29 protein-coding genes and 2 tRNA genes are annotated in these 26,253 nt (G+C 40.9%); 13 read left to right on the top strand and 18 right to left on the bottom strand.

The features are described from left to right. The first annotated feature begins 194 nt into the window (after positions 1 to 194). Together gshA and NQT69_RS07310 are read left to right on the top strand one after the other, a co-directional pair. Entirely contained in the window at positions 195 to 1,772 is a 1,578-nt protein-coding gene (gene gshA, locus NQT69_RS07315; RefSeq protein ID WP_256826999.1) for a glutamate--cysteine ligase, read from the top strand. Between the two features lie 136 nt (positions 1,773 to 1,908). Then, positions 1,909 to 2,517: a transglycosylase SLT domain-containing protein gene (locus NQT69_RS07310; RefSeq protein WP_256826998.1), complete on the top strand. Its 609-nt coding sequence runs from the start codon at positions 1,909 to 1,911 to the stop codon at positions 2,515 to 2,517. Positions 2,518 to 2,582: 65 nt separating this feature from the next. Here the strand turns inward: NQT69_RS07310 and NQT69_RS07305 are convergent, their stop codons facing one another. From NQT69_RS07305 to NQT69_RS07295, 3 genes are all read right to left on the bottom strand, one after another. Further along, positions 2,583 to 3,419: a mechanosensitive ion channel family protein gene (locus NQT69_RS07305; protein ID WP_256826997.1), complete on the bottom strand. Its 837-nt coding sequence runs from the start codon at positions 3,417 to 3,419 to the stop codon at positions 2,583 to 2,585. 139 nt (positions 3,420 to 3,558) lie between these two features. Next, complete coding sequence (locus NQT69_RS07300; protein ID WP_256826996.1) at positions 3,559 to 4,827, bottom strand: HlyC/CorC family transporter; 1,269 nt, start codon at positions 4,825 to 4,827, stop codon at positions 3,559 to 3,561. Positions 4,828 to 4,888: 61 nt separating this feature from the next. Further along, entirely contained in the window at positions 4,889 to 5,695 is an 807-nt protein-coding gene (locus tag NQT69_RS07295; protein WP_256826995.1) for a cytochrome C assembly family protein, read from the bottom strand. 256 nt (positions 5,696 to 5,951) lie between these two features. On the opposite strand from NQT69_RS07295, the gene ffh reads away from it, so the two are divergent. The 5 genes from ffh (at position 5,952) to rplS (ending at position 9,553) form a co-directional block, all read left to right on the top strand. Further along, positions 5,952 to 7,331, top strand: coding sequence for a signal recognition particle protein (gene ffh, locus NQT69_RS07290; protein ID WP_256826994.1), 1,380 nt, complete (start codon positions 5,952 to 5,954; stop codon positions 7,329 to 7,331). Positions 7,332 to 7,590: 259 nt separating this feature from the next. Continuing rightward, positions 7,591 to 7,839 carry a 30S ribosomal protein S16 gene (rpsP, locus tag NQT69_RS07285; protein WP_058561214.1) on the top strand — a complete coding sequence of 83 codons (249 nt, stop codon included), beginning with the start codon at positions 7,591 to 7,593 and terminating at the stop codon, positions 7,837 to 7,839. A 17-nt stretch (positions 7,840 to 7,856) separates the two neighbouring features. Then, positions 7,857 to 8,393 carry a ribosome maturation factor RimM gene (gene rimM, locus NQT69_RS07280; protein WP_135473944.1) on the top strand — a complete coding sequence of 179 codons (537 nt, stop codon included), beginning with the start codon at positions 7,857 to 7,859 and terminating at the stop codon, positions 8,391 to 8,393. Next, positions 8,393 to 9,160 carry a tRNA (guanosine(37)-N1)-methyltransferase TrmD gene (trmD, locus tag NQT69_RS07275; RefSeq protein WP_087530755.1) on the top strand — a complete coding sequence of 256 codons (768 nt, stop codon included), beginning with the start codon at positions 8,393 to 8,395 and terminating at the stop codon, positions 9,158 to 9,160. Before rimM ends, trmD begins: the two co-directional genes overlap by 1 nt. 33 nt (positions 9,161 to 9,193) lie before the next feature. Further along, positions 9,194 to 9,553, top strand: a complete 360-nt coding sequence (rplS, locus tag NQT69_RS07270) for a 50S ribosomal protein L19 (RefSeq protein ID WP_099297365.1) — start codon at positions 9,194 to 9,196, stop codon at positions 9,551 to 9,553. 781 nt (positions 9,554 to 10,334) lie between these two features. On the opposite strand, the gene NQT69_RS07265 is transcribed toward rplS, so the two are convergent. Beyond that, positions 10,335 to 10,419 (bottom strand) — tRNA-Tyr (locus NQT69_RS07265). A 48-nt stretch (positions 10,420 to 10,467) separates the two neighbouring features. Next, positions 10,468 to 10,552: transfer RNA gene (locus NQT69_RS07260), tRNA-Tyr, on the bottom strand. 112 nt (positions 10,553 to 10,664) lie between these two features. Between NQT69_RS07260 and NQT69_RS07255 the strand changes: the two genes are divergently transcribed. From NQT69_RS07255 to NQT69_RS07240, 4 genes are all read left to right on the top strand, one after another. After that, complete coding sequence (locus tag NQT69_RS07255) at positions 10,665 to 11,186, top strand: VC2046/SO_2500 family protein (protein WP_256826993.1); 522 nt, start codon at positions 10,665 to 10,667, stop codon at positions 11,184 to 11,186. Positions 11,187 to 11,332: 146 nt separating this feature from the next. Next, positions 11,333 to 11,641 (top strand): DUF6172 family protein, encoded by a 309-nt coding sequence (locus tag NQT69_RS07250; protein WP_256826992.1) that lies wholly within the window; start codon positions 11,333 to 11,335, stop codon positions 11,639 to 11,641. Between the two features lie 108 nt (positions 11,642 to 11,749). Beyond that, complete coding sequence (locus NQT69_RS07245) at positions 11,750 to 12,337, top strand: hypothetical protein (RefSeq protein ID WP_256826991.1); 588 nt, start codon at positions 11,750 to 11,752, stop codon at positions 12,335 to 12,337. A gap of 153 nt (positions 12,338 to 12,490) precedes the next feature. Further along, positions 12,491 to 13,438 (top strand): general glycosylation pathway protein, encoded by a 948-nt coding sequence (locus tag NQT69_RS07240; protein WP_256826990.1) that lies wholly within the window; start codon positions 12,491 to 12,493, stop codon positions 13,436 to 13,438. A gap of 64 nt (positions 13,439 to 13,502) precedes the next feature. On the opposite strand, the gene NQT69_RS07235 is transcribed toward NQT69_RS07240, so the two are convergent. After that, a complete protein-coding gene (locus NQT69_RS07235) occupies positions 13,503 to 13,742 on the bottom strand; it encodes an RNA recognition motif domain-containing protein (RefSeq protein WP_256826989.1) in 240 nt (79 codons plus the stop codon). Between the two features lie 209 nt (positions 13,743 to 13,951). On the opposite strand from NQT69_RS07235, the gene NQT69_RS07230 reads away from it, so the two are divergent. Together NQT69_RS07230 and NQT69_RS07225 are read left to right on the top strand one after the other, a co-directional pair. Continuing rightward, positions 13,952 to 15,238, top strand: a complete 1,287-nt coding sequence (locus NQT69_RS07230) for a VCBS domain-containing protein (protein WP_256826988.1) — start codon at positions 13,952 to 13,954, stop codon at positions 15,236 to 15,238. Positions 15,239 to 15,308: 70 nt separating this feature from the next. After that, on the top strand, positions 15,309 to 16,028 hold the full coding sequence (locus NQT69_RS07225; protein ID WP_256826987.1) for a hypothetical protein: 720 nt from the start codon (positions 15,309 to 15,311) through the stop codon (positions 16,026 to 16,028). Between the two features lie 119 nt (positions 16,029 to 16,147). Here the strand turns inward: NQT69_RS07225 and lipA are convergent, their stop codons facing one another. The 12 genes from lipA to NQT69_RS07165 all read right to left on the bottom strand — a co-directional run bounded on the left by lipA (position 16,148) and on the right by NQT69_RS07165 (position 26,253). Further along, entirely contained in the window at positions 16,148 to 17,113 is a 966-nt protein-coding gene (lipA, locus tag NQT69_RS07220) for a lipoyl synthase (protein ID WP_256826986.1), read from the bottom strand. Further along, positions 17,110 to 17,763, bottom strand: a complete 654-nt coding sequence (lipB, locus tag NQT69_RS07215; protein ID WP_256826985.1) for a lipoyl(octanoyl) transferase LipB — start codon at positions 17,761 to 17,763, stop codon at positions 17,110 to 17,112. The genes lipA and lipB overlap by 4 nt, the downstream gene beginning before the upstream one ends. 19 nt (positions 17,764 to 17,782) lie before the next feature. Continuing rightward, positions 17,783 to 18,061 (bottom strand): DUF493 family protein YbeD, encoded by a 279-nt coding sequence (ybeD, locus tag NQT69_RS07210; RefSeq protein WP_256826984.1) that lies wholly within the window; start codon positions 18,059 to 18,061, stop codon positions 17,783 to 17,785. 146 nt (positions 18,062 to 18,207) lie between these two features. Next, a complete protein-coding gene (locus NQT69_RS07205; RefSeq protein ID WP_256826983.1) occupies positions 18,208 to 19,368 on the bottom strand; it encodes a serine hydrolase in 1,161 nt (386 codons plus the stop codon). A 52-nt stretch (positions 19,369 to 19,420) separates the two neighbouring features. After that, entirely contained in the window at positions 19,421 to 20,191 is a 771-nt protein-coding gene (locus tag NQT69_RS07200; protein ID WP_372822938.1) for a septal ring lytic transglycosylase RlpA family protein, read from the bottom strand. An 8-nt stretch (positions 20,192 to 20,199) separates the two neighbouring features. Beyond that, positions 20,200 to 21,306, bottom strand: a complete 1,107-nt coding sequence (gene rodA, locus NQT69_RS07195) for a rod shape-determining protein RodA (RefSeq protein ID WP_256827428.1) — start codon at positions 21,304 to 21,306, stop codon at positions 20,200 to 20,202. Further along, the gene (gene mrdA, locus NQT69_RS07190; protein WP_256826981.1) at positions 21,303 to 23,183 is read right to left on the bottom strand and encodes a penicillin-binding protein 2; all 1,881 of its coding nucleotides are present in this window, start codon (positions 23,181 to 23,183) and stop codon (positions 21,303 to 21,305) included. The genes rodA and mrdA overlap by 4 nt, the downstream gene beginning before the upstream one ends. Before the next feature lie 7 nt (positions 23,184 to 23,190). Further along, positions 23,191 to 23,661: a 23S rRNA (pseudouridine(1915)-N(3))-methyltransferase RlmH gene (rlmH, locus tag NQT69_RS07185; RefSeq protein WP_002958522.1), complete on the bottom strand. Its 471-nt coding sequence runs from the start codon at positions 23,659 to 23,661 to the stop codon at positions 23,191 to 23,193. Between the two features lie 36 nt (positions 23,662 to 23,697). Continuing rightward, the gene (rsfS, locus tag NQT69_RS07180; RefSeq protein ID WP_256826980.1) at positions 23,698 to 24,015 is read right to left on the bottom strand and encodes a ribosome silencing factor; all 318 of its coding nucleotides are present in this window, start codon (positions 24,013 to 24,015) and stop codon (positions 23,698 to 23,700) included. Positions 24,016 to 24,069: 54 nt separating this feature from the next. Next, a complete protein-coding gene (nadD, locus tag NQT69_RS07175) occupies positions 24,070 to 24,705 on the bottom strand; it encodes a nicotinate-nucleotide adenylyltransferase (RefSeq protein WP_256826979.1) in 636 nt (211 codons plus the stop codon). A 13-nt stretch (positions 24,706 to 24,718) separates the two neighbouring features. Beyond that, entirely contained in the window at positions 24,719 to 25,759 is a 1,041-nt protein-coding gene (gene holA / locus NQT69_RS07170) for a DNA polymerase III subunit delta (RefSeq protein ID WP_256826978.1), read from the bottom strand. Then, the gene (locus tag NQT69_RS07165) at positions 25,759 to 26,253 is read right to left on the bottom strand and encodes an LPS-assembly lipoprotein LptE (RefSeq protein WP_256826977.1); all 495 of its coding nucleotides are present in this window, start codon (positions 26,251 to 26,253) and stop codon (positions 25,759 to 25,761) included. Before NQT69_RS07165 ends, holA begins: the two co-directional genes overlap by 1 nt.

The following is a 26,253-nucleotide window of genomic DNA, read 5'->3' as shown; positions in this document are numbered from 1 at the left end:
AAGATTACTGTAAAGCAAAACTGCCCGAAAAGTGTTGGGTATAGTGTTGGCAAGGTCTGTATTTTTGCTGTAATTCGCATAATGGTCAGAATGCTAAAGTGAAGGAATGTGTGATCCTCATTATTTAGCCTTGAGTATTATCATTTTGCCCCCATAGACTTAGGATTAAGCCACGTGGCTCGAGGAAATATTTTTTGACAACACATGATCTAACTTCAACGTTAACAGCGTTATCTCCAGAACAACATAAATACGCAATTAAAGGTATTCAACGTGGCATTGAAAGAGAAGCCTTAAGGATTAAAGCCAATGGCGTTATTTCACAACAAGGACACCCAGAAGGGGTCGGTTGTGCGTTGACGAATGGTCATATCACAACGGACTTTTCTGAAGCATTATTAGAATTTATCACACCAGTGAGTGAGTCAGCGCAAGAAACTTTGGCCCAGTTACAGGACTTGCAAAAATTTACCTTATCAAAAATGGGTGAAGAGTTGCTTTGGCCTATTAGCATGCCTTGCTTTATTGAGCACCAGGACGATATTGTGTTAGCTCAATTTGGTGACTCGAATATTGGTCGTATGAAAACACTGTACCGTGAAGGTTTAAAGAACCGTTACGGTAGCATGATGCAAGCGATTGCTGGGGTGCATTTTAATATTTCATTCCCAACCAGTTTTTGGCAAAGCTTAAAAACCATTAAAGGTGATGAAAGCGAGCTAGGTGATTTTATTTCAGCAGGTTATTTAGGCCTGATCCGTAATTTCAAGCGCGAATTATGGTTGATAAGTTATTTGTTTGGCGCATCCCCTGCGTTATGTAATTCGTTTTTACAAGGGCGTAAAACAGAGTTACCTTTTAAAAAATTAGGTAAAGGGACATTATACCTGGAAACAGGCACCGCGCTGCGATTAGGCAACTTGGGTTACACCAATAGCGCACAATCGTCGTTAAAGGTAATGTACAACTCGTTAGATGAATATGTAGCTGGGCTTAAACGTGCAATCAATACCCCGTCAGATATCTACGGTAGTATTGATGATTACAAAAGCGAGCAACCAAAGCAATTAAACAAAAACATTCTTCAAATCGAGAATGAATTTTACTCACCAATTCGCCCTAAGCGTAATGCTAAAAGTGGTGAAACCCCAACTGATGCATTGTTACGTGGTGGTATTGAATATATCGAAATCCGCGCTCTGGATGTAAACCCATTTAGTGAAACAGGTATTTCATTAGAACAAATCCACTTTTTAGATGTGTTTTTAACTTACTGCTTGTTAAAAGACTCCCCTGATATGGATTGGGATTCGCAAACCCGCAGCACTGAAAACCTAGACTCCGTTGTCAACAATGGACGTGATAGTTCATTAGAGTTAAATAAATCAGGTGTGGCAACGAGTTTAGTGCAGTGGGGCGAAGAAATATTTAGCCAACTCGCTGATGTCGCTGCTTATATGGATAATGCATATGGTACTGAGCATTATGTTACCACTGTGAACCGTTTAAGAACGTGGTTACATGATTCATCACTAACTTACTCTGGGCAGTATGTGAGCCAGCTAAAAGAAGCAAATATTGATAACGGCCATTTTGCCTTAGCGCTTGCGCAAAAATACAAGCAAAACCATCAGGCGACACCGTATCATGTTTATTCAGATGATTATTTACAGCAGCAGGCTATGCAGTCGGTAACCGATGAGCAGGCGATTACCGCGGCAGATAGTCAGTCGTTTAAATCATTTTTAGCGGATTACTTTAACGGTAATTAGCCGCAAATAAGCAGGCAAAAAAAACGCAGCCCAAGGTGGCTGCGTAAAGATTCTTCAGGGATGAAACAATGCTAAACTGCGCATTCAAAAAATAAGACTCATACTTTTATAAAAAGTTCAGCGAGAACTCAAAAAAATGAAAAAAAGTTTAATAATTTTATCGCTGGGAGCCATTTTAACTGGTTGTGCAACTGCTCCCCCCAAGCAACCTAATGATATCTGTAAGATTTTTGAAGAAAAAAACGATTGGTATTATGATGCACGAGATGCCCAAGATAAATGGGGCTCGCCAAAACATGTTCTCATGAGCATGATGTATCAAGAAAGTTCATTTCGTCATGATGCTGCGCCACCCATGGAGTACTTTTTATGGGTGATCCCTATAGGGCGTGCGAGCTCTGCTTATGGTTATTCACAAGCAAAAACCCCCACCTGGTCTGATTATATCCGCGAAACGGGTAATAATGGGGCTGATCGTGATGATTTTGATGACGCAATCGATTTTATGGCCTGGTTTGTTTATAAAACCAATAAAGTAAATGGGGTATCAAAATGGGATGCCTACGCGCAATACCTTAATTATCATGAAGGTTGGGGTGGTTACAAACGCGGCACTTATAAACAAAAAAAGTGGTTAATGAATGTTGCTAACAAAGTAAAAAACCGCGCAAGCCGTTACGGTGCGCAGTTACAAAAATGTGAAGATGATTTAGATAAGAGCTGGTTAGAGCGTTTGTTTAGCTGATTTATAAAGTTTAAGTTAACCAAAAGCCCGCAGTTGCGGGCTTTTTTACGATTACTATTATGTAATTATTTACCAGGAAACTGGTGAATATGCACATCTCGTTGTGGGAATGGGATGGTGATATTTTCTTTATCGAAGGCAATTTTAACGCGCTCGTATAAACCAAAATAAACCGGCCAGAAGTTGTCAGAGTCAACCCAGGCCCATACCAACATGCCAATATGGCTGTCACCATGTTGACTCACGTGTACCACAGGTTGTTTATTCTCTTCTTTTAGTACTAAATCATAATCGTTTAATACGCTCATAAGCACTTCACGGGCTCTTATGACATCGTCGCCATAGCTGATACCAAATTCGATGTCGACTCGGCGCGTAGGCTCTGCAAATTTGTTTTTAACACAGCCGTTTGACAGCGCGCCATTGGGGATGATGATTTTTTCGTTATCATAAGTAAGTAATACAGTAACAAATATTTGTATTTCAACCACTTTCCCCATATGACCTTGAGCTTCGATGACATCACCGACTTTAAACGGCTTAAAGAACAATATAAGAACGCCACCGGCAAAGTTAGCCAAGCTGCCTTGTAGCGCCATACCGACCGCAAGCCCAGCTGCACCGAGCATGGCTATAAATGAAGTGGTTTCTATGCCAATCATAGATGCAACTGAGATCAGCAATAATACTTTTAAAATAACCGAGATAAAGGATACTAAAAAGTGTGTCAGTCCAGCTTCAAATTTAACTCGAGCCATTGATTTCTCGGCCATATTTGCAATGCGGCCAATAAACCACCAACCAATAATTAAAACAAATATTGCGAGTAAAAATTTAGGGCCATACAACATCAGCATTTCGATAGCTTGGGTGTAAATGGCTTCGATAGAAATTTCGTCCATTAAGGATTCTCCGTTAAGTATAATATTAGCAGTTATATAATAGTCTAATATTTATGACTTAAATGAGTAATTGCAGCGGAAAATTCAGAAATTTAAAAATGAGGGGTAGAGTAGTACAGTACTACTCTACCTTAGATACTTATATTTTTCGTTTGTTTGCTTGAATACGGACTAACTTAATCATGTTTTCTTTAACTTCAACGACTTCAATAGGGTAGCCTGAAATTCGTAAGCTTAAGTTTGCGTCAGGAATATCTTCTAAGTATTCGATGATTAAACCACTGAGGGTTTTTGGACCATCCAGTGGAAATTCCCAATCCATCTCTTTATTGAGATCGCGCACATTGGCACTACCATCAACTAAGAATGAACCGTCTTCTTGTGGCATAACTTCTTCGCTTGGGGTACGCGTTTGTGTGGTAGTAAAATCACCAACTACCTCTTCTAATATGTCTTCAAGCGTAACAAGACCTTGGATGTCACCATACTCATCTACTACTAAGCCAATACGTTCCTTTGATTGTTGGAACTTGAAAAGCTGTGTATTGAGTGACGTACCCTCAGGAATAAAGTAAATTTCACGCACCGCGCGTAATAACGATGGTTTATCGAACTGTTCTTTTGTTAATAGACGTAGGGCGTCACGTGAGTGAATAAAGCCAACAGCATCATCAATTTGGTCACGGTATAAAAGCACACGAGTATGCTGAGCATGCGTTAGTTGTTTACTGATTAGTTTCCAGTCGTCATTGATATCGATAGCAATAATTTCATTGCGTGGGATCATAATATCTTCAACAGTGACTTGCTCTAAGTCTAAAATAGAGGTCAACATGCTTTGGTGGCGAGCAGGGATAAGAGCTCCAGATTCATTCAGCACGGTTTTTAATTCTTCTTTACTCATGCTGTGCTCATCTATTTGTTCGGCACTGATACCAAACAAACGTAACATTCCATTGGTCATCCAATTAACAATGACGACCAGTGGGTACAATATTTTTAGTAAACCTTTGAGGACGACTGAGCTTGGAAATGCTACTTTTTCAGGGTAGAGCGCTGCGAGCGTTTTTGGTGTGACTTCAGCGAAAATAAGCACAACTAAGGTCAGTGCACCGGTTGCGATAGCAATACCTAAATCACCGTATAAACGAATACCAATAATCGTAGCAACCTGAGCGGCAGCGATGTTAACGAGGTTGTTACCGATTAGGATCAAGCCGATGAGTCTGTCAGGGCGGCTCAGTAGCTTATTAACGCGTTTGGCGGCGCGATGGTTTTCTTTAGCGAGGTGGCGCAGACGAATTCTGTTGATTGACATTATGCCGGTTTCAGAGCCAGAAAAGTATGCAGAACATAAAATTAGAATACCGAGTATTATAAATAAAACACTCGTAGATATGCTGTCCAAAGAAGGATCCTTTTATTATAAATCAATGCGTATTAAGCGGTAGTGAGCTGCCTGAGTCAAGTTAAAACTTATTCAGAATAACTTCTTGTACAAAACGGCTACCAAAATAAGCCAATGTAAGAACAAACGCCGCAGCCATTATAGCCAGCACAACAGGTTTGCCACGCCAGCCCTTTACTATATGTCCTAGTGTCACAATTGCAAATATAGCCCATGCGAGCAATGACAAAATAGTCTTATGGATAAACTCACTAGCGAACATGCCATCTAAAAATAAAAAGCCTGAAAGCAGTGCGGCGCTTAATAAAACAGTGCCCAATGTTAACAAATGATAGAGCTGGCGTTCAACCACCATTAATGGCGGTAAGTGGCTGTGAACAATTGCTAAGTCTTTGCGTTTTAAACGTTTATCAATAAAGTAAAACTGCACACCATATAAAGTGGCAATAATTAGCACGCAGTAGGCTAATAAAGAAAGTGATATATGGGTAACTAAAGCAACTTCGACTTCAATACTTTGTAGTAAAATGTGGTGAGGAATAAATAAGCTGGCAAAGGTCAGTATTGCAGCAAAGCCATACACAACCGGAAGTAACAGCGTTGCAGGGAATTTTAAAGACACGGTTGTAACAGAAACGACAATGACCCAACAGGTAAGTAGAGCGACATTTACAATACTTAAATCTTGGCCATCAGCACGAAACACTGAATTAACCAGCAACAACATATGCGCTAATATGGCTACTGTACTGAGAATGACAGTAAGCTTTTGGCTCGGGCCTTGTTGATGAAACAACCGAGACAACACATGAGATGTCGCTAATACGTAAAATAAACTGGCAATAATAGTTAAACTAATAATCAGCATAGTGCTTGGGCCACTCAATTTGAGTCAAATAATCCTTGTTAAAGTAAGGCCATTGTATTTTATAGCAAGGCAAAAGCCTAGACTTTGTAAAAAGAAACTCAAACAGGGCACTTGAAGACTGTATTGTGCGCCCAAATTTACGGTATACTGTTTTTAATTAAAATTTAAATCAATACTGATACATGCAATTTTTGGCTCTTTGTTCGAGCTGGTGAGTATTTATGTTATCGGTATCACGTTTTATCGGACCCTTTATATGTTTGAGAATCTCCAAGAACGCTTAGGTAAAACCTTAAAAAATATTAGCGGCCGCGGACGCCTAACAGAAGACAATATAAAAGATACCCTGCGTGAAGTACGCATGGCCTTTTTAGAAGCTGACGTTGCGCTACCTGTTGTTCGTGAGTTTGTAAAACAAGTAAAAGAACGCGCAGTGGGTGTTGAAGTCACCAAAAGCTTAAGCCCAGGCCAAGTTTTCGTAAAAATAGTACGCGAAGAACTTGAAAAAGCCATGGGCGAAGCGAACGAAGAGTTAAGTTTAAATGCCCAGCCGCCAGCAGTGGTTATGATGGCCGGTCTGCAAGGTGCGGGTAAAACAACCAGTGTTGGTAAACTGGCTAAATTTCTAAAAGAACGTAAGAAAAAGTCAGTGCTGGTAGTCAGTGCCGATGTATACCGTCCTGCGGCGATTAAACAGTTAGAAACGTTAGCCACTGAAGTTGATGTAGATTTCTTCCCCAGTGATATTTCGCAAAAGCCTGTAGATATAGCCAATGCCGCAATTTCTCACGCCAAGAAAAAGTTTATCGATGTAGTCTTAGTGGATACTGCGGGTCGTTTGCATGTTGATAATGACATGATGGACGAGATAAAAGCACTGCATAGTGCTATTAACCCAATCGAAACGTTATTTGTTGTTGATGCAATGACAGGTCAAGATGCGGCTAATACGGCAAAAGCGTTTGATGAAGCATTACCGCTAACCGGTGTCATCTTAACCAAAACAGATGGTGATGCCCGTGGTGGTGCCGCTTTATCTATTCGCCACATTACTGGTAAACCAATTAAGTTTATGGGTGTGGGCGAGCGCACCGATGCACTTGAACCTTTTCACCCTGACCGTATCGCATCACGTATATTAGGTATGGGCGACGTACTTTCATTAATCGAAGAAGTCGAAATGAAAGTCGATAAGGAACAAGCGGCCAAGGTTGCTGAAAAAGTATTTAAAGGTAACGGTTTTACCCTAGAAGATTTTGCAGAGCAATTAAAGCAAATGAAAAATATGGGCGGCATGATGTCTATGCTTGATAAGTTGCCTGGTATGTCTAATTTGCCTGATGCCGTTAAAGGCCAAATGGGTGATAAAACCTTTATTCAAATGGAGGCAATTATCAGCTCAATGACCAAGCAAGAGCGTGTGCGCCCAGAAATCATTAAAGGCTCGCGTAAAAAACGTATTGCAGCAGGTTCGGGTACGCAAGTGCAAGACATCAATAAATTGCTAAAACAGTTCACCCAAATGCAAAAAATGATGAAAAAGATGAAAGGCAAAGGCGGCATGCAAAAAATGATGCGCGGTATGAAAGGCATGATGCCACCGGGTATGATGGGCGGCGGCGGTCCTAAATTTTAATATAGCACTGACTTTTGCATATTAAATAATCAAAATAATTTTAAAAAGAGGCAAAAAGCCTCTTTTTTTGTGGATAATTTATGCATTCAATTGCTTACGATGCCTTATTTTGCGCACAGATCAGTGTTTAATCTACTAAACTGGAATTTTCGCTAACTTCTTACTTGCATTGTTGCTAAAAACTCGTACAATTCCCCAGCTCCCCATACTGGGGAGTAAATCTTATTAATGAAAACAGTCAATCTATTTAGAGGACGGTATGGTAACTATTCGTTTGCAACGTGGTGGCGCTAAAAAACGCCCTTTCTATCAAATTGTGGTTGCGGATAGCCGTTTCTCGCGTGACGGTCGCTTCATCGAGAAAGTAGGTTTCTTTAACCCAATTGCTTCAGGTCAGGAAGAAAAAGTTCGTTTAGATTTATCTCGTGTTGATCACTGGGTAGGTCAAGGCGCAGGTCTTTCAGATCGTGTAGCTAAATTAGTTAAAGACGCTCGTAAAGCGGCTTAATAGGCGTAAGTGTAACCATGAGTCAAGAGAACACCTCATCAATAATTGTCGTAGGAAAGCTCGGCGCCCCGTATGGTATAAAGGGCTGGCTTAAGGTACATTCATTTACTGATGATCCCCAAGGGATCTTCGATTTCAGCCCGTGGTTGATAGGGCAACAAGGTAAATGGCAATCCTTAGAAGTGGTCGACTGGCGTCGCCACAACAAAGGCTTTATCGCTAAGTTTGCGCAAGTAAACGACAGAGACCAAGCAATGGCTTATACCAATGTTGAAATTTCTGTTGATTCAGCGCAGCTACCAGAACTACCGCAAGGTGAGTTCTATTGGCGAGATCTCATTGGCATGTCGGTTGTAACTGATAAAGGTTATAACTTAGGCACTGTTGATGACCTGATGGAGACAGGCTCAAATGACGTATTAGTTGTGAAAGCAAATAATAAAGATGCATTTGGTCAAGCTGAGCGTTTAATTCCGTTTTTAACTGATTCAGTTATTAAAGAAGTTAAGCACGAAGCGAGAGAAATTACCGTAGACTGGGATCCTGGCTTTTAATGAGTCAAACGAGTTCGTTGTGGGTAGGGGTTATCAGCCTTTTCCCGGACATGTTTGATGCAATTACACAGCAAGGTGTAACAGGTCGCGCAGTAAAAAGTGGTTTAATCGACTTTAACTGCTGGAATCCGCGAGACTATGCAACTGATAAGCATAGAACCGTAGATGACCGTCCTTACGGGGGCGGACCCGGTATGTTAATGATGGTTGAACCATTGAAACAAGCCATTCTTGACGCAAAAAAAGCGGCAGGTGATGGTGCAAAAGTAATTTATATGTCCCCGCAAGGGCGCAAATTAGATCAGCAAGGGGCGAGCGAACTCGCAAACTCCGAAAAGCTGATTTTGATTGCCGGTCGCTATGAAGGTATAGACGAGAGAATAATAGAGTCATATGTTGACGAAGAATGGTCAATTGGTGATTTTATTTTGAGTGGTGGTGAACTACCTGCCATGACATTAATTGACGCAGTAGCGCGATTAGTGCCAGGTGTGTTAGGGCATAACCAGTCAGCAGAGCAAGATTCATTTTCGGATGGCTTGCTAGATTGTCCTCACTATACACGGCCAGAAACATTGGACGACAAACAGGTTCCTGCTGTATTACTCAGTGGAAACCACCAAGAGATAGCTAAATGGCGGCAAATGCAGTCATTAGGTAGAACTTGGTTACGACGTCCTGACTTGTTGCATAACCTAGCTCTGACTGAGGAGCAAGCGGTATTACTCGCAAAATTTCAGCAAGAGTACCAAAAAGCTTGTGGCTAGAAGACAGTTACACCTAGGAAAGTGAGAAACATAATGGCAAAAGTAAACCAAAATATTATTAAAGCGCTTGAAAATGAGCAGCTTAAAACAGACGTACCAGCATTCGGCCCTGGTGATACAGTAGTTGTACAGGTACGTGTAAAAGAAGGTGCTAAAGAGCGTCTACAGGCCTTTGAAGGTGTTGTAATCGCTAAGCGTAATCGTGGTCTTCACTCAGCATTCACAGTTCGTAAAATCTCGAGCGGTGAAGGTGTTGAGCGTGTATTCCAAACGCACAGCCCTCTTATCGATAGCGTAACAGTTAAGCGTCGCGGTGCAGTTCGCCGTGCTAAGCTTTACTATCTACGTGAGCGTTCTGGTAAATCTGCACGTATTAGAGAAAAACTTAACTAATACGCGCTGTTTATCAACGCAGATAAAACAGGTTGTAGCCCTCGGGTTACAACCTGTTTTGGTTTTTGGGGTACGTTGGCTAAAGTTAGCGAGTTGAAGTAGCCCCGTAGGAACCAGCTTTAGCTGTGATTGTTTTAAAGCAGTTAGCAAGAGTAAAGTTAGCGAGTTGAAAGAGCCCCGTAGGAACCAGCTTTAGCTGTGATTGTTTTAAAGCAGTTAGCAAGAGTAAAGTTAACGGGTTGAGATTGCTCCGTAGGAACCAGCTTTAGCTGTGATTGTTTTAAAGTAGTTAGCAAGAGTAAAGTTAGCGAGTTGAAATAGCCCCGTAGGAACCAGCTTTAGCTGTGATTGTTTAAAGCAGTTAGCGAGAGTAAAGTAAGTCAATTAGACCATATCTATTTCTGCAATCAAGATTCACCCAATATGTAATACGCTTTTAAGTCGTATTTTCCCCTCTATTTTTACACCAAAACTATCAGCAGTCGTTAGTATTATAGCTTAGCTTGATAAACTGAGTCGCAGAGCCCGCGTGAGCTACATAAAGCAAACATCATAACTTGGTAGCAAGCAGGTTTACAAAGGCTTACGGCGCTTTTTCTGGCGCTATTTGAGGGCGCTAAAATATATGGCGCTTAGAAACGTTTAAAAGATTTAATTACAGTGTGAATCAAAAAATAACAGAGCTGAAATAAACTATGGAGATGCATTTAATAGTTAATTAATTTGTTTTGGAAAATAAAATATAAGCAGTGGATTACACTAGGAAGTCTAAGTAGAAAAGTGGTGGAGGGAGCTGGATTCGAACCAGCGAAGGCTGAGCCGTCAGATTTACAGTCTGATCCCTTTGGCCGCTCGGGAACCCCTCCACACTAGTTTGTTACATTTGGCCCCACTTAACTTAGCGGTAAGAAAAGTGGTGGAGGGAGCTGGATTCGAACCAGCGAAGGCTGAGCCGTCAGATTTACAGTCTGATCCCTTTGGCCGCTCGGGAACCCCTCCAATGCAACGGCGCCGATAATAGCAAACTTATTATTTAAGTAAAGAAAAAAGCTAAAGAAATATCAAATAAAGCCGATAAATATCTATTCATGAATATAATCGTCTAAAGTCTATGCAGATCGATGAATTGTTAATCACAGAGAGTCAACTAGGTAATCGCCTTGCTAAAAGCGTGAGTGAATCACGTCGTGGTGAGTTTGCTTTACTTTTAGCCATGCTTTCTCATGATGCTTTGGACTTTAGCCAGTTTCATCTACCTAAAACACCGTTTGGTGCTGATGCTAAACATTATGATGACGATCAACTACGAACAGAATTAGGCGCTGGGCCGAAACAACCTCTCGCACCAGATGAATTTGATATGCTGATTGGTGAACATAATGCGCAACGTTTGCAACAAGCCGGAATGAGTGAAATCCGTTTGCATAATTGTTTATCACCCGAACCTCTTGCTGTGCGAGATGATAAAAATCATATTCCGCTACACATTATTGATAACTGTGAGCCAGTGGTTCGTAAACGCCATCAGTACAAAGAAACTCAACTGGATAACCCGCAAATGGATGCAGCTGCCTTTTATGATAGCCTGACTAATGATGCTATCCACCAACCTTTACATTTAGCTCAAGCCTGACATTTATTTGTAATACAGTACCTTTAAGGTATTTTATTTCGTTAACTGTAAAAAAAGCACCCAAAATTTAATCGCAGTTGCTATAATGCCCATAAATGGGATTCAATAATGCCATTATCATTAAACCAAGGTAATTTAGGAACGTAATGAAGAAAACATTCACGCTGAATCACGAGAAAATCAAATACCCTCGCATGGTTGACGCTGCAAAGCATGAAGTGAAAAAATATTTGAAAAGAGAGCGTAACAAAACGTTACCGTTCGATGCTGATTATTGGGCATTTGATTGTAAATTTGGCAACACAGCCGAAGATGCACAGGTTGTGCATGTTGCTGAAATTAATAATTGTATCAGCGAAATTGAAAAGCAGGGTTTATCGTCTTTTTATGTTGAAATCATTGCAAGGCCTGCACAGCGCCAGTCACATGATTTTGATGACGAAGCAGATGATTAAGCAATAAGTTGCTTTCATTGCTAAAAGAATGGGCTTGAGTGCCCATTTTTTGTGCCTGAAATAAAACCGAGTTTAGGGTAAGCTAGTGAAAAATTAAAAGGAAATTGTATGCTTATAAGAATTTTACCTATCTTGGTTTTGGGCTCACTGCTGTCATTATCTGTTGTGGCTGAACAAAGCTGTGTATTCCCTAAGAATACCCACTCCCTTAGTGACAGTGACTGGCGCTATGCAACTGACCCTCATGGTAGTACTGCATCAACCAAACAAACATTATTATACGGCGAACAGGTATGGGTGGCTTTTAATCGAGTGCCTCGAGTCGATGCCAGTAATAACTCATGGGTTGAATTGATTTACGACTTACCGAATAAAACCCTCGCTGGCCAATCAAGCATTATGCTTGAATATAAAAGTAGTACCGATCTCGTCGTTAAACTATCGCAACAAGATTATGGTGGGCAGGGTGATAAAAGTTATGCTCATTATCAATTTACTTTACCTGCCCAAAGTCATTGGCAAACTAAATGTATTAATTTAGCAGACTTTTCTCGGCCAAACTGGACGCCTGCCAACTCAATTGATAAAGGTATTATTAAAGAGCATGTTAGCGCTATTTATTTAGTGCCAGATTTAAAGGATGCGTTGGGTGGCAAAGCCATAATTGCAGTTAAAAATATCAGCATACAGCCTTAATCTATTTGCGATAATGAGTCATTGGCGCACAAATGCGGTGCAAAATGGCTCAATATTGTTCCGTTATTAAATTTAACTATTTGATCTTTATCTATTTAAAAAGTTGGTTCTATTATTGCTCAGCCTTGTAGGGAGTGGTTTGGAGAAACAACAATGGCAAGAATGAGTTACATTAGTAGTGTTGAGCGATATCAGGAATATCAAACCGTTATTCATGATTTATTAAACTCAATTCTAGCGACCTTAGAAGAGGGCATTAAAAAGCAGCAAGATAACCGCTTATTGATAGCTCAGTATCCATTTTTAGAATTACAGTATTGCTTAGACAAAGATGGCTTACAGCAAGGCGATAATGTCTGTTTTAAACGTGAATATATGAAGGTGCTCAATAATAAAGGTAACGCGCAAGATTTAAGCGATCGGCCTTATTTTCAAGAAATTCTTATACACCAACAAACTTGCTTTACCGCACCCTATATTTCAATTGCCACGCAACATTTATGTATTTCAGCCATAAAGCCACTTCGCTCAGCTAAAACGCAGGAAAGCTACTTAGTTGTTGATGTATGTTTGACTCAATTGATCGAGTTTATAATGGGTGATCGTACACGCGCAAATATGACACCATTTTTTAAAGCGGGTTACGGCGTTATTGTTAGTTGTTTATTTTGTTTAGTGCTGTTTTTACTCTATAAGGTCTTTGGTGATATATACAATCTGCTATTTACCAGCTCCCAAGCAGATGATCCATTAGAGCCCTTTAGTATCATTATTTTTATAACACTTGCTTTGGCTATTTTTGATTTAGGTAAAACCATACTTGAAGAAGAAATACTCATGCATAAAGATATTTTTAGGCATAGCTCTACACGGCGAACGATCACGCGGTTTATATCAACGATTTTAATCGCGGTTTCAATAGAAGCGTTATTAACTATGTTTAAAGCTGCTTTAGGTCAATCACAGTACTTACTACCGGCAATTTATATGATGCTTGCGGTAGTTGGTTTACTCGTGGCATTAGCTGTATACGTGTACCTTGGTGCTAAGGCCGAAACATTATTGCTTAACTCTCAGCGGGCTAAAAAAACCGAGTCATAGAGGGGAATATAGGGGTGTAGTGATTGATACAAAACCTGATTTTGTATCAATCGCAGAATCGTGTCTAAGCGTCTGCTAACTTTACGCGGATTTTATTTTTATCTACATTACTTTGGTTAAGTGCTTTAATGGCACTAGCTGCATCTGCTTCAATGGGCATTTCAACAAAAGCAAAGCCTTTTGACTTACCTGTTTCTTTATCTAGCACTAGCGTGCACTCTGCTACTTTGCCATGTGCGGTGAATAAAGTACGTATATCTTGCTCTGTAGTTGTGCGGGCAAGATTTCTTACTAATAGTTTCATAATAAACCATGTTTTAAAATAATTGCCCTAATTGTCTCAAGGAAACCTCAATTGACCTAGTGATTAATTAAAATACAAGAAAATACTTTACTGAGAATATGGTTTTGTAAAAACTTTTGTAAATTGGTTAATTTTTTGTGGTTATTTAAAGTGCTAATTGGTAATTTGTATTTTCGGTTTTGTCCTTACCAAAATATTGCAGGTTATCTATGAACAACTATAAATCTAAATTACAAACTGCGTCAGTTACATTGCTTATAGCAAGTACTTTAATGGCATGTGGTAGTTCGGGTTCATCGACTCAAACCAACGTAGAAGCCGAAGTGTCGGCCCAAACTCCTGCGACTATTACGGGAGATTTAAGCTCGAGCATTACAGCAATATTAACGGTATCTGTTAGTGGGAAATTAAATGTTACGGATGAACAAAGTGACGAAGCCGCATTTGTAGAGCAAGCTAATTTTAGCACTGAGTATGGTGCTTTTACCTTAAGTAGTATAGGAAATTGGTCATACAGCTTAGATATAGAAAATACTGCTGTTAAGCAATTGCTTGAGCAACAACAATTACAAGACAGTATTACTGTGAGTTCACTTGATGGCACAATCGCGATGGTTGAAATTACAATCAATGGCAGTCAACAAGTAGCCAGTAGTGACTTTGTCGCTTCTTCAGAAGTCAGCTTAGAGTCTGACGGTGTTAATACAGGGCTTGATGCATATACGTTAATTGAGAATGTGTTTGCACAAGGGGCGATAGAAGCTCCTGATATATACGCAGGTAATCATCAAGATGTTCAACATATAATAGAAGATACAGATTCAATCGTAGGTGATCACTTTGTATTTTTAGCTCATCGCGATGAAGACCAAGATAAAGACAAAGGCCCCAGTGACAGGCAACGCAATGAAATAAAGGCGTATGATAAATCGCCTCAAGAGACCCTCGCTTATAAAGGTGATACATTTCAATATAGCTGGAAGTTTAAAGTCAGTAGCGAACTTGAACTAACCAGTAAATTTAGCCATTTTTTTCAAATAAAAGCCCGTAATACAAGTAACGATAATAGTAATGGTAATGACGACCAGCCGATAATCACGCTCTCTGGCGCACAAAAAAACAGTACAGGTAATCAACTACAAGTGCGTTACAGTGCTGGGTTTGATGAAAGTGGTAACAGCACAGGGCTTGATAAAAACCTCATTGAAACCGACTGGTCTCTGATCACCGACGAATGGGTACAAGTTTTCGTACAAGCAACTTTTAATGAAGATGGCAAGTTTGAAATGATGTTAACTCGGTTAAGTGATAATGAAGAAATATTTAATATTAATGAACAACACATCGACATGTGGCGAGGCTTTGACGATGATGATTTTGCACGCCCTAAATGGGGCATCTATCGTTCAATAGTAGAAACCGATAGTCTTCGCGCTGAAGAAGAGCAGGTACGATTTGCTGATTTTGTGATTAAAAAAGGTACCTTGGCACAGTAGTAATAGCTTGCTAAATAAAATGTGCTGACAGCCGATATAAACTAATAGTGATATTAGCAAGGAAAATAATATGGAAGTTAATTCAAATAATACCAATCTAGCATCGCAGTTTATATTGACTAGTTCAGAAGTGAAAATCAATAAATCTGTCAATAGTAAAGAGCAGTTAAATAGTGAAATGGAGCGCCTAGCGAAGGATGCATATCATAAAGATCAGCCTAAAGAGCCTGAAGCGATCTATGATAAGCCAATGAATATAACAACAAATAATGTTGTATCAACAAGAGAAGCAGAAGAAAAAGCGTTAAATAATATTCGAATCGCTACTGTCAATCTTTATATGCCGGGTGGTGAAGTTTCTAACTCGGTTGAAAAAATGTTTACTCAGTATGACAATATTATGGCTGAAATAGCGGCCGAACAACCATCATTAGCGAATAAAGATTGGGGGTTATCAATCAGTCAATCAGGTGAGCTAGAAGTTACAGGTTCCATTAGTGATAAAGAGAAAAGTCTTATATCTGAAAAATTAAATGACAACGGGGATTTTGTGGCCGCAGCTCAGGAGTTTAAATCGAGCTTCCTAGAGCACATTGACTTGGGAGTTAGGGGGTGGTCAAGTTACGACGTAAACGAAGATAATTTCTCAAAAATATTTGATTTAAAAGAAATGTTGGATAATTCTCAAGGCACAGAAAGCTTTAAACAGGCTTGGAATAAGGACTTTAGTTGGCTCGAGTTAAACGATAATATTTCATCACAATTGAGAAGGAATGCTACAAAGTTTTAGAACTTGAGCAATACAAATCCTAATAAGGGCTTTCTAGCAGCTATTGGAAATTAGGTCGAAACAAGAAAGCCCTAAACAATTTAATTGTTTAGGGCTTTTTTATGTGTTGTAAAAAGTAATTATTTTACTTCTTTACCTGCGGCTTGTTGATCAGCGTGATAGCTTGAACGAACAAACGGGCCAGAGGCTGCATGAGTGAAGCCAATTTCATCAGCGTATTCTTTCAGTGCGTCAAACTCTGCGGGTGGCACGTAGCGTTTGACTGGTAAGTGATGTTTTGATGGCTGTAGGTATTGGCCTACAGTTAGCATGTCGACGTTGTGTTCACGTAAGTCACGCAATACTTCTTCGATTTCGCTAATTTCTTCACCTAAGCCAACCATTAAGCCAGATTTAGTTTTTACCTCTGGGTGTGCTTCTTTAAAGCGACGCAGTAATTCTAATGACCATTTGTAATCCGCACCTGGGCGCGCAAGTTTATATAAACGCGGCGCAGTTTCGAGGTTGTGATTAAACACATCAGGTGGCGTCTCGATTAATATCTCTAGCGCACGGTCCATACGACCACGGAAATCAGGCACTAAAATCTCAATGGTAATAGTTGGGTTGTGCTTGCGAATTTCGCGAATACAATCGGCAAAATGTTGTGCGCCACCGTCACGTAAATCATCACGGTCAACCGAGGTAATAACCACGTAGCTAAGCTTCATATCTTTTATTGTCAGTGCGAGCTTTTCAGGTTCTGCGGCATCCGGTTTCAATGGGCGACCATGGGCTACATCACAAAACGGACAACGACGGGTACAAATAGCCCCTAAGATCATAAATGTTGCGGTGCCGTGGTTAAAACACTCAGACAGGTTAGGGCATGACGCCTCTTCACAGACCGAGTGTAAGCCGTGCTTACGCATAGCCTGCTTAATGCCGTCGATACGTTCAGTTGATTTTGGTAAACGTATCTTTAGCCACTCGGGCTTGCGCAACATTTCAGTTTTTTCAGTCGGTAATACTTTAACTGGGATCAACGCCATTTTTTCTGCGTCGCGAAGTTTTACCCCTGGTTCCATCTTGACTGGTTTATTCATTCGTTTTCAAACCCTTCAGTATGCTTAACCTGTGTTGCGTTAAGCTTTTTTATCATGTGTTTAACTAATCCATTACCTGCTTGCTCTAGGTTTTGTGGACCATTTAAATCAGTTGTTTGCACCATGTTCATACCAGCATAACCGCACGGGTTTATGCGTAAGAATGGGCTTAAATCCATGTTAACGTTCAAAGCTAAGCCATGGAATGAGCACCCGCGACGAACGCGAAGCCCCAGAGATGCTATTTTACTATCGTTAACATAAACCCCAGGTGCGTCAGCTTTTGCGTAAGCATCGATGTCATATTCTTTTAATGTATCAATGATACATTCTTCTAGCCAAGTTACTAATTCGCGCACACCAATTTTTAAGCGGCGTAAATTAAATAATACGTACATCATTTGTTGGCCAGGACCGTGATAAGTGACTTGACCACCACGGTCAACCTTAATCACTTCAATATCACCAGGGGCAAGCAAATGCTCTTCTTTACCCGCTTGACCTTGAGTAAATACTGGGTCGTGCTCAACTAACCAAATTTCATCGGCAACGGTATCATCGCGAGTGTCGGTAAAATCTTGCATTTTTTGCCATATCGGCTTGTAACGCTGGCGGCCTAATTGGCGTACGATTAGCGTGTTTTCGCTCACTGCAAACTCCAATTATGGCTTAAAGCATGTGACGGACGTCATCGATATTACTGATCACGTTGTAGATTTCTTCGATGTGTTTGCCACTGGTAACGGTTGCAACAACTGTTACTGATTCGTAGTTGCCTTTGCTGCTTGGCTTTACTTTTGGTGAGTAATCGCCTGGTGCCAGCGGTTGTAACTTTTCAAGAATTTGGTCAGTTAAATTTACGTTTGCTAAGCCCATGATTTTAAATGTAAATGGGCAAGGGTACTCTAAGTACTCATCAAATTTAGTATTTTCTACAGGTGTAGCCACGACGATGACTCCTCACTTAATGCTCTAATAACTGACTAATAAACCTACACTCGACCTTGTAGGTTAGATATGGTGCGCATTCTAGCATTTTTCAGGCAAAAAAAAACGCCTTGCAGTGCAAGGCGCTTAGATTGTTTAGAATACTTTTACATTATTTGTAAACGTAAGTAATCATAAATTTTGCTAAAGAAACTACCTTCTTCAACTTCTTCAAGGGTTACAAGTGGATACTGTGCAATTTCTTCGCCTTCAAGCTGTAAGAACAAAGTACCTACTTTAGTGCCTTTAGCCAGAGGTGCTTCTAGCGTTTTGTCTAATTCGAAATTCGCTTTTAGGTTTTTACGTTGACCACGAGGGATGGTAATAGGTGTATCTTCTAAAATACCCAGCGATACGTTTTCTTTGTTACCCATCCAAATACGTTGTTCGGCAAAACTATCACCGGCTTTATAAGGTGTGGTTGTTTCAAAAAAGCGGAAACCATAGTTAAGTAATTTTTTACTTTCAACTTTACGAGCGCGTTCACTTGATGTGCCCATAACAACGGCGATTAAACGCATATCGTCTTTCGTTGCAGAGGTAACTAAACTGTAGCCTGCTTCTGATGTGTGGCCGGTTTTAATACCGTCAACATTTAAGCTTTCATCCCATAACAGTGAATTACGGTTATACTGCTTAATGCCATTGAAGGTAAATGATTTCTCTGCGTAAAGAGCATACTCTTCAGGCACATCACGAATGAGAGCTGCACCTAAGGTCGCCATATCACGTGGCGTAGTGTAATGCTCATTGGTATCTAGGCCGTGGCTATTGATAAAATGAGAGTTACTCATGCCTAATTTTTCAGCGTGAGCATTCATTAAATCAGAAAAAGCACTTTCGCTACCAGCAATGTGCTCAGCCATGGCAACACAGGCATCGTTGCCTGATTGAATGATGATGCCGCGGTTCAAATCTTCAACACTAATCTGCTTACCCACTTCGATAAACATTTTTGAAGAATCTGGAAAGTTTTTAGCCCATGCTTTTTCACTTACGGTAACCATGTCAGTAGGCGCAATATTGCCTGCTTCAATTTCGGTTCCGATGACGTAGCTGGTCATCATTTTAGTTAAGCTTGCAGGTGCTAAACGAGTGTCTGGCTCACCTTCAGCAATGACTTTACCGGTGGTAAAATCAACAAGGAAATAACCTTTTGCATTAATTTGTGGAGGCGCAGGGATGATTTGTGCAGTGGCAGAGAAAATGGCAGCAGAACATACTAAGCCGCACACACCGTTGAGAATTTTGTATTTAAATGATTTCATCATACTCATTAATGGTTAAAGTTAAAGATTCGCGTTACTCATTTTAAAGGTGTTATTGGCTGTAAAGCAAGAACGCGTTTTGAAATTGGCTTTGTTTTAATTTTTTGAGCACTTGTTGAGCTTGTTCAGCGTCTTTAATTGGTCCGAGTCGTAACCTATAGATAGCATCTTTTTCTACTATACTTGTTGGTAATTGGTATTGTTGGCGCAAGGTTGAGGCAAGTGCTTCAACATTTGCTAATTTACTCCCAGCTGCAACCTGAATATAACTTGGACGTGTGGGCGAAGTCTCTAGGGTAATCGCTTCAAGCTTAACCTTGGCTGTACCATGGTTGTAATAGCCTAATTTATAAGCCGCTGCATAGGATAAATCGATAATTCTATCATCGTGAAAAGGGCCACGGTCATTAACTCGTACTATCGCAGATTTCCCATTGGCTGTATTTGTAACCCGAACGAAGCTGGGCAGGGGTAAGGTTTTATGCGCCGCGGTCATGGCGAACATGTCATATATTTCACCATTTGAGGTATGGTAACCATGAAACTTGCGGCCATACCAAGAGGCAATGCCTTCTTCTTTGTAGCCTGTTTCATCAAGCATAGGGGTATAGTTTTTACCAAGTACCGTATAGGGACGCCCGGCACTGGAACTTTTAATCACTTCAGTGACTACCGCATCTTGCATTTCAAGTGTTGTCGGTGTGCGTAGGGGGGCTGCATCGTGTTTCATCGTATAACGACTACTGTGATCCGTTTTATTGCCTGAGCTACTACAGCCGCTCAAAATAACCGCAATGAGCGTTAAACTTATGTACTTCAACATCCAATTCATTATTTTAAAAGCATCCTTTTATCGGTCGCAATTGACATGATTATGCCAAAACCAGCCATGAGCGTAACCATGGATGTACCACCATAACTAATTAGCGGTAAAGGTACACCAACAACGGGTAAAAGCCCAGATACCATGCCAATATTAACGAATACGTAAACAAAAAATGTTAGCGTGAGTGCGCCGGCCAGTAACTTGCCAAAGGCATCTTGGGCATTCACAGCAATGTATAAACCGCGGCCAATAATAAATAAATACATACACAGCAATAGGCATACGCCAAATAACCCAAACTCTTCACTGAGTACGGAGAAAATAAAGTCAGTGTGGCGCTCTGGTAAAAACTCTAATTGAGATTGCGTACCTTGCAACCAGCCCTTACCTTCAATACCACCAGATCCTATGGCTATTTTTGATTGAATAATATGATAACCAGAGCCAAGTGGGTCGCTTTCAGGGTTGAACAATGTGAGGACTCGCTGCTTTTGATAAGCATGCATACCGTAGTGCCAAAATGGCCAAGCAGCAAGGGCTACTAAGCCAGTTAAAAAGCCGATTAGCCGCCAGCTCAAGCCAGATAAAAACAAAACAAATACACCAGAGCTTGCAATTAATATAGAAGTACCTAAATCAGGTTGCTCTTTAATTAGCAAAGTAGGCAGCATTACAATGGTAAAGCCCACTACCAAATGTAATGCCCTAGGGGGTAAGTGGTTGCGGCCAATATACCAGGCGACCATCATAGGCACGGCGATTTTCATTAATTCAGATGGCTGAAAACGCGTCACTCCTAAATCTAACCAGCGTTGAGCACCTTTTGAGCTAACACCAAATAACAATACACCAACCAGCATCAGTAAGCCTGCGCAGTACAATGGAATGACGAGTCGCTTAAGAGTTGCAGGGCTAAATTGAGCTAAAACAAACATGCCAATAATTGCGCCGGCCATTCGCGTCCCATGACGTATCATCATGGCTGAATTTTGCCCACTGGCACTATAAACAATGGCAAGGCTTGCCGCCATCATGGTGAGCAGGGCAATGAGTAATGGCAGATCTAAATGTAGCTTGTCCCAAATTGAGCGCTTATCGTTTAATTGCATTATTGTTGTGCACTCCCAGCAAGGGTTACAGGGTTCGCTGAAAAATAGTAATCCATTAATTGGCGGGCAATAGGTGCACCTACAGAGCTACCCCCACCGGTATTCTCGACCACCACTGAGACCACAATTTGCGGATCGTCAAACGGCGCAAAACCAATGTAAATGGCGTTATCACGTTGACGTTCTTTTAGCGATTTAGCATCATAACGTTCACCTTGAGCAATACTCACCACCTGTGCCGTGCCGGTTTTCCCTGCAGGGTCATAAGTGGCACCTTTAAATGCTTTATGCGCCGTGCCCGTAACCTTTTTCACCGTATTGTGCATTGCATCTAAAGAGATACGCCAGTGATCAGGGTTTTTCAAAACCACAGGGGGTTTTTCGTCATTATTAATTTGGGTAACTTCGTTTTCTTTTTTAGCCACTTGCACTAAATGAGGTGGGTGGTGAAGCCCTTTATTCACTAAAATGTTGGTGGCATTAGCTATTTGCATTGGAGTTGCTGTCCAATAACCTTGGCCTATACCCACTGATATTGTATCACCACGCCACCATGACTCGCGAAAGCGGCCTTCTTTCCATTCTTTAGAAGGCAAGATTGCCGTGGTCTCTTCGTGTATGTCGATACCTGTTAGATCACCAAAGCCAAACTGCGCCATAAAGTCACTGATTTTTGTAATACCTAAACGATAAGACACATCATAAAAATAGGTATCACAGGATTCTTCTATTGCTTTATAAACATCCACATGGCCATGGCCCCAACGTTTCCAATCGCGCCATTTGTGTTCAACATTGGGGATCTGAAAAAAGCCCGGATCCCACATTTTTGTGTGCTCTGTGACTAAGCCTTCTTCCAACGCTAATATTGCCATATGCGGCTTAACAGTTGATGCCGGTGCATAACGACCTTGCGTGGTTCGATTAATTAATGGCCGATCAGGGTTGAGTAAAGCTTTATAGTTTTTACTACTGATACCATGAACAAATAAATTCGGGTCGTAGCTTGGGTTTGAATACAAAGCCAGTACACCACCGTCTTTTGCATCAAGTACGACAATTGCGCCACGCATGTCTTTGAGTGCATGCTGAGCGATTTGTTGTAACCCTATATCCAGCGTAAGTACAAGATCATGACCAGGCTCTGGTGGGGTCATACTTAAAGTACGGATAACGCGACCACGGTTATTCACTTCAACACGTTGTGAACCCACTTGACCATGCAGCAGTTGCTCATAGTATTTTTCAATGCCTAGCTTACCAATATCGTGAGTCGCGCGGTAATTAGTTGCTTGCTCTTCGGCTTCAAGTTTAGTGAGCTCTTTACGGTTTAATTTAGCTACATAGCCTAATGCATGGGTGAGGGTATCAGCATATGGATAATACCGAGCAAGTCGGGCCTCAATACTAAACCCTGGGAATTTATGCTGATTAACTGAAAACTTTGCAACTTCTTGTTCGTTTAAGCGCGCTTTTAATACCTGACTTTTAAAACGGCGGTTATGCTTAATATCTTTAACAAAGTCAGTTTGTTGCTGCTCAGAAATATCAATTATTTTACTTATTTCAGCTAACGAGTTATCGAGATTGTCAACTTCTTCGGGGATCACTTCAAGGTTATAAACGGGTTTGTTTTCAGCCAGTAATACACCATTACGATCATAAATAAGGCCACGGTTCGGGGCAATTGGAATGACTTTAATGCGGTTATCGTTAGATCGAGTTTGATAATCTTGATGATCATCAACTTGGATGGTGTATAAATTGGATAATAAGATTGCCACTAAAATAGTAACAAAAACAAAACCCACAAATGCGCGACGAGCAAACAGATTAGCCTCTGCTGAATGATCTCGAATTGTGGGCCTTTTTTTGAGCATGAATTAATTACTCGCGATGATAAGGATGGTTGTTGTTTAAGCTCCATCCTCTATACAGACTTTCAGCAACAATAATACGCACTAATGGGTGCGGCAGGGTCAAATTTGATAACGACCACTTTTGCTCAGAAGCAGCAATACATTCAGGTGCTAGTCCCTCTGGGCCGCCAATTAACAAGCTGACATCGCGACCATCTAATTGCCATTTCTCCATGTTTTTTGCTAATTGATGGGTATCAAGTGCTTTGCCGGTCACCTCTAAGGTCACAATACGATTGCCTTTAGGTATTGCGGCGAGGGTTTTTTCACCTTCAATATGTAGAATCCGCTTAATGTCGGCATTTTTACCGCGCTTACCTGCTGGGATTTCTATTAATTCCAATGCCATATCTTTTGGAAAGCGGCGCTGATATTCAGCAAAACCGGTTTCAACCCACGCTGGCATTTTGGTACCAACGGCAATCATTTGTATTTTCACGGGTGTACTTCCAAACTCAGTTTAAATTAAGCGCCGTTAGCTCCAAAGCTTTTCTAGATCGTAATAGTCACGTGTTTGATCTTGCATAACATGGACGACTACATCGCCTAAATCAACCAGTACCCATTCGCCTTCGTTTTGACCTTCATAGCCAAGTGGTTCTTCACCAGCATGACGTGCTTCTTTAGCAACGTGATCAGCAATCGATTGTACGTGGCGTTTTGAATTACCAGAACACACCAGCATATAATCAGTGATGTCTGAGTTGCCTGTTACATCAAGCTGAACCACATCACGTGCTTTCATATCATCAATTTTGTCTAGGGCAAAGGCGAGTAGTTGTTTCGAATCCAAAGTGTTATCTCATTAATAAAGGGAATAGTTACTATTTTATCACGCTGATGATTTTTATTCATCACTTAGATAAAGTTCATGGCTATCTATATAGTGACTCACAGCTGCAGGCAGAAGTTCCCGACAAGATTGACCTTTTTTTAGTTTTTGGCGAATCTCACTCGATGCTACATCTATCACTTGGCCAGGTAAAAAATACAGTTTTCCGGCACGCTCTGTGTGCAATACTTCAAGTGAAGTGGTCTGTGCATTGCGTTGATAGTGCTGCAGTTGTGCGCTTAAATTGGTCGTTTGATTAGGTCGTTGGTACACCACAATATGGCACAGTTGGGTAATAACTTGCCATTCATACCACCTATCTAAGCTATTAAATGAGTCAAGGCCAATCAAAAACACAATAGGTTCGTTTGGGTGTTCATGGCGTAACTCTTGAAAGCTTAACAATGAATAAGAAGGGCCTTGGCGTTTTAGCTCACGCAAATCTAAAGAAAAACTTGGAAAATCAGCAATGGCGGCTGCTAACATAGCAACACGGTGCGCATTACTAATGCCCGGTTGGGCTTTATGAGCGGGAATAGCGCAGGGCATGAAGCGCAATTGCACCAGTTTTAAATGCTCAACACATTGCTGCGCCATATTAAGGTGGCCTAAATGCACTGGATCAAAAGTACCGCCAAAAACTGCAATCATGATTGGCTCCTTATTATGAGTCGAGCGGGTGGGCAGGGAGTGCGACAGCAACTGGTTGGCAAAAAACCAAACATATATGCGCCAGAGCTTGATAAGGCTTAATTAAGTTACCTTGCTTGTAGCTGGCATCAAATTGCGCTAGTAAGCTAATGATATGTTCAAGCGTGTCTACTGTTAAGCGATTAAGCGCCTGACTAATTGGCCCTTGTTGGTTTTTCCAAATTGCTTTTTGTTTAAATAAAGCAGCCAAGCTTTCACCTTGTTGTAACCCTAATTGCAGGCTCAACAAGGTATTCGCTTCTTTATTGATAGCCCATAAAATACTGACCGCTTCGGTATTATCAGCGGCAAGTTTCGTCAGTACTTTGATCGCTTGGCGGCTATTGCCGTGTAATAATGCTTCGCTTAAATCGAAAATATCGAACTTGGCTTGATTTAGCAGGCCTTGCAGCACTAATTGTTGATCAATTAACGCATTACCATGCAGCAGCGAGAGTTTTTCTAGCTCTTGAAAGCATGCCAGTAAATTACCTTCGGTTGCATCAATCAAGGTGCGTTTAGCATCGTTTTGCATGTTGATGGCTAAGCGTGCGCATTGCTCATCTAACCAACGTTGTAAATGACTCCCCGACAACGGGTAACAAGGCACAAACACCCCATGTTTATCCAGCGCTTTAAACCAAGCACTGCGTTGAATATCTTGGCTTGCTTTAGCACCTGTGACAATTAACAGGGTGTCTGGGTTATTTAGCTCAACGAGTTTTTTAAATGTTTGGCTGCCAACAGTGCCTGGTTTTTGACCGTTAAGATCAAGCTCTATTAAGGTACGCGCACTAAATAAAGACATACTTTGGTATTGTGCTATGAGCTCTTGCCAATCAAAGCCGGGCATTAAAGTAAATTTTATGACTTCGTCAAACCCCTTCTGCTTAGCGCAAGTACGGATTTGTTGCGCGCATTGCGCTATTTGAAAAGGCTCTTCGCCAAACACTAAATAGAAGGGCTGGAGCGCCTTTTTTAATTCATTGGGGAGTTGATTAGCGTAACAGCGCATTATAGTTGTGAGAGCTCTCGTACGATGCGACGACTTGCCTGCATACGAATTTCATTAAGCAGTAAATCTAACTCTTTTGCTTTGGCTAGGGCGTTATCAGGATCGTCTTGGTAATTTCTGTACAGCTCAAAGCTTTGCTCAATTGGTTCTTCACCTGGGCGTTTTAACGTATAAGCCACGCTGTATGCTAGCTCGTATTCAGCCACTTGACCGTTTTTGAATAACGACAAAATCTGGCGTTCTAACCGGTCTTTAGATAAATACAGCTGTGCTACATTTTTTTGCACCGATGATAAGGTTTCCACTTCACTTAAGCGCAGCTCTTTTTCGAGCATAGCAAATAAGGCGGACTTTTCATCATCACCGCTAAGCGTAATGATTTTTAAGTCATCCGGTAAACGTGATGCTTTTTTTAAGTGAAAGCCGCAACTGGTTAATAAAAAACAGACTAGCACTAAGGCTAGTCCGTTTTTAAAGGCATTAAGTGATGCCAT

Source organism: Pseudoalteromonas shioyasakiensis (assembly GCF_024518675.1).
In the GTDB taxonomy this organism is placed as follows: Bacteria; Pseudomonadota; Gammaproteobacteria; order Enterobacterales; family Alteromonadaceae; genus Pseudoalteromonas; species Pseudoalteromonas shioyasakiensis_B.
The sequence above is the reverse complement of the archived record's forward strand: the minus strand, read 5'-3'. Positions and strand labels throughout refer to the sequence as shown.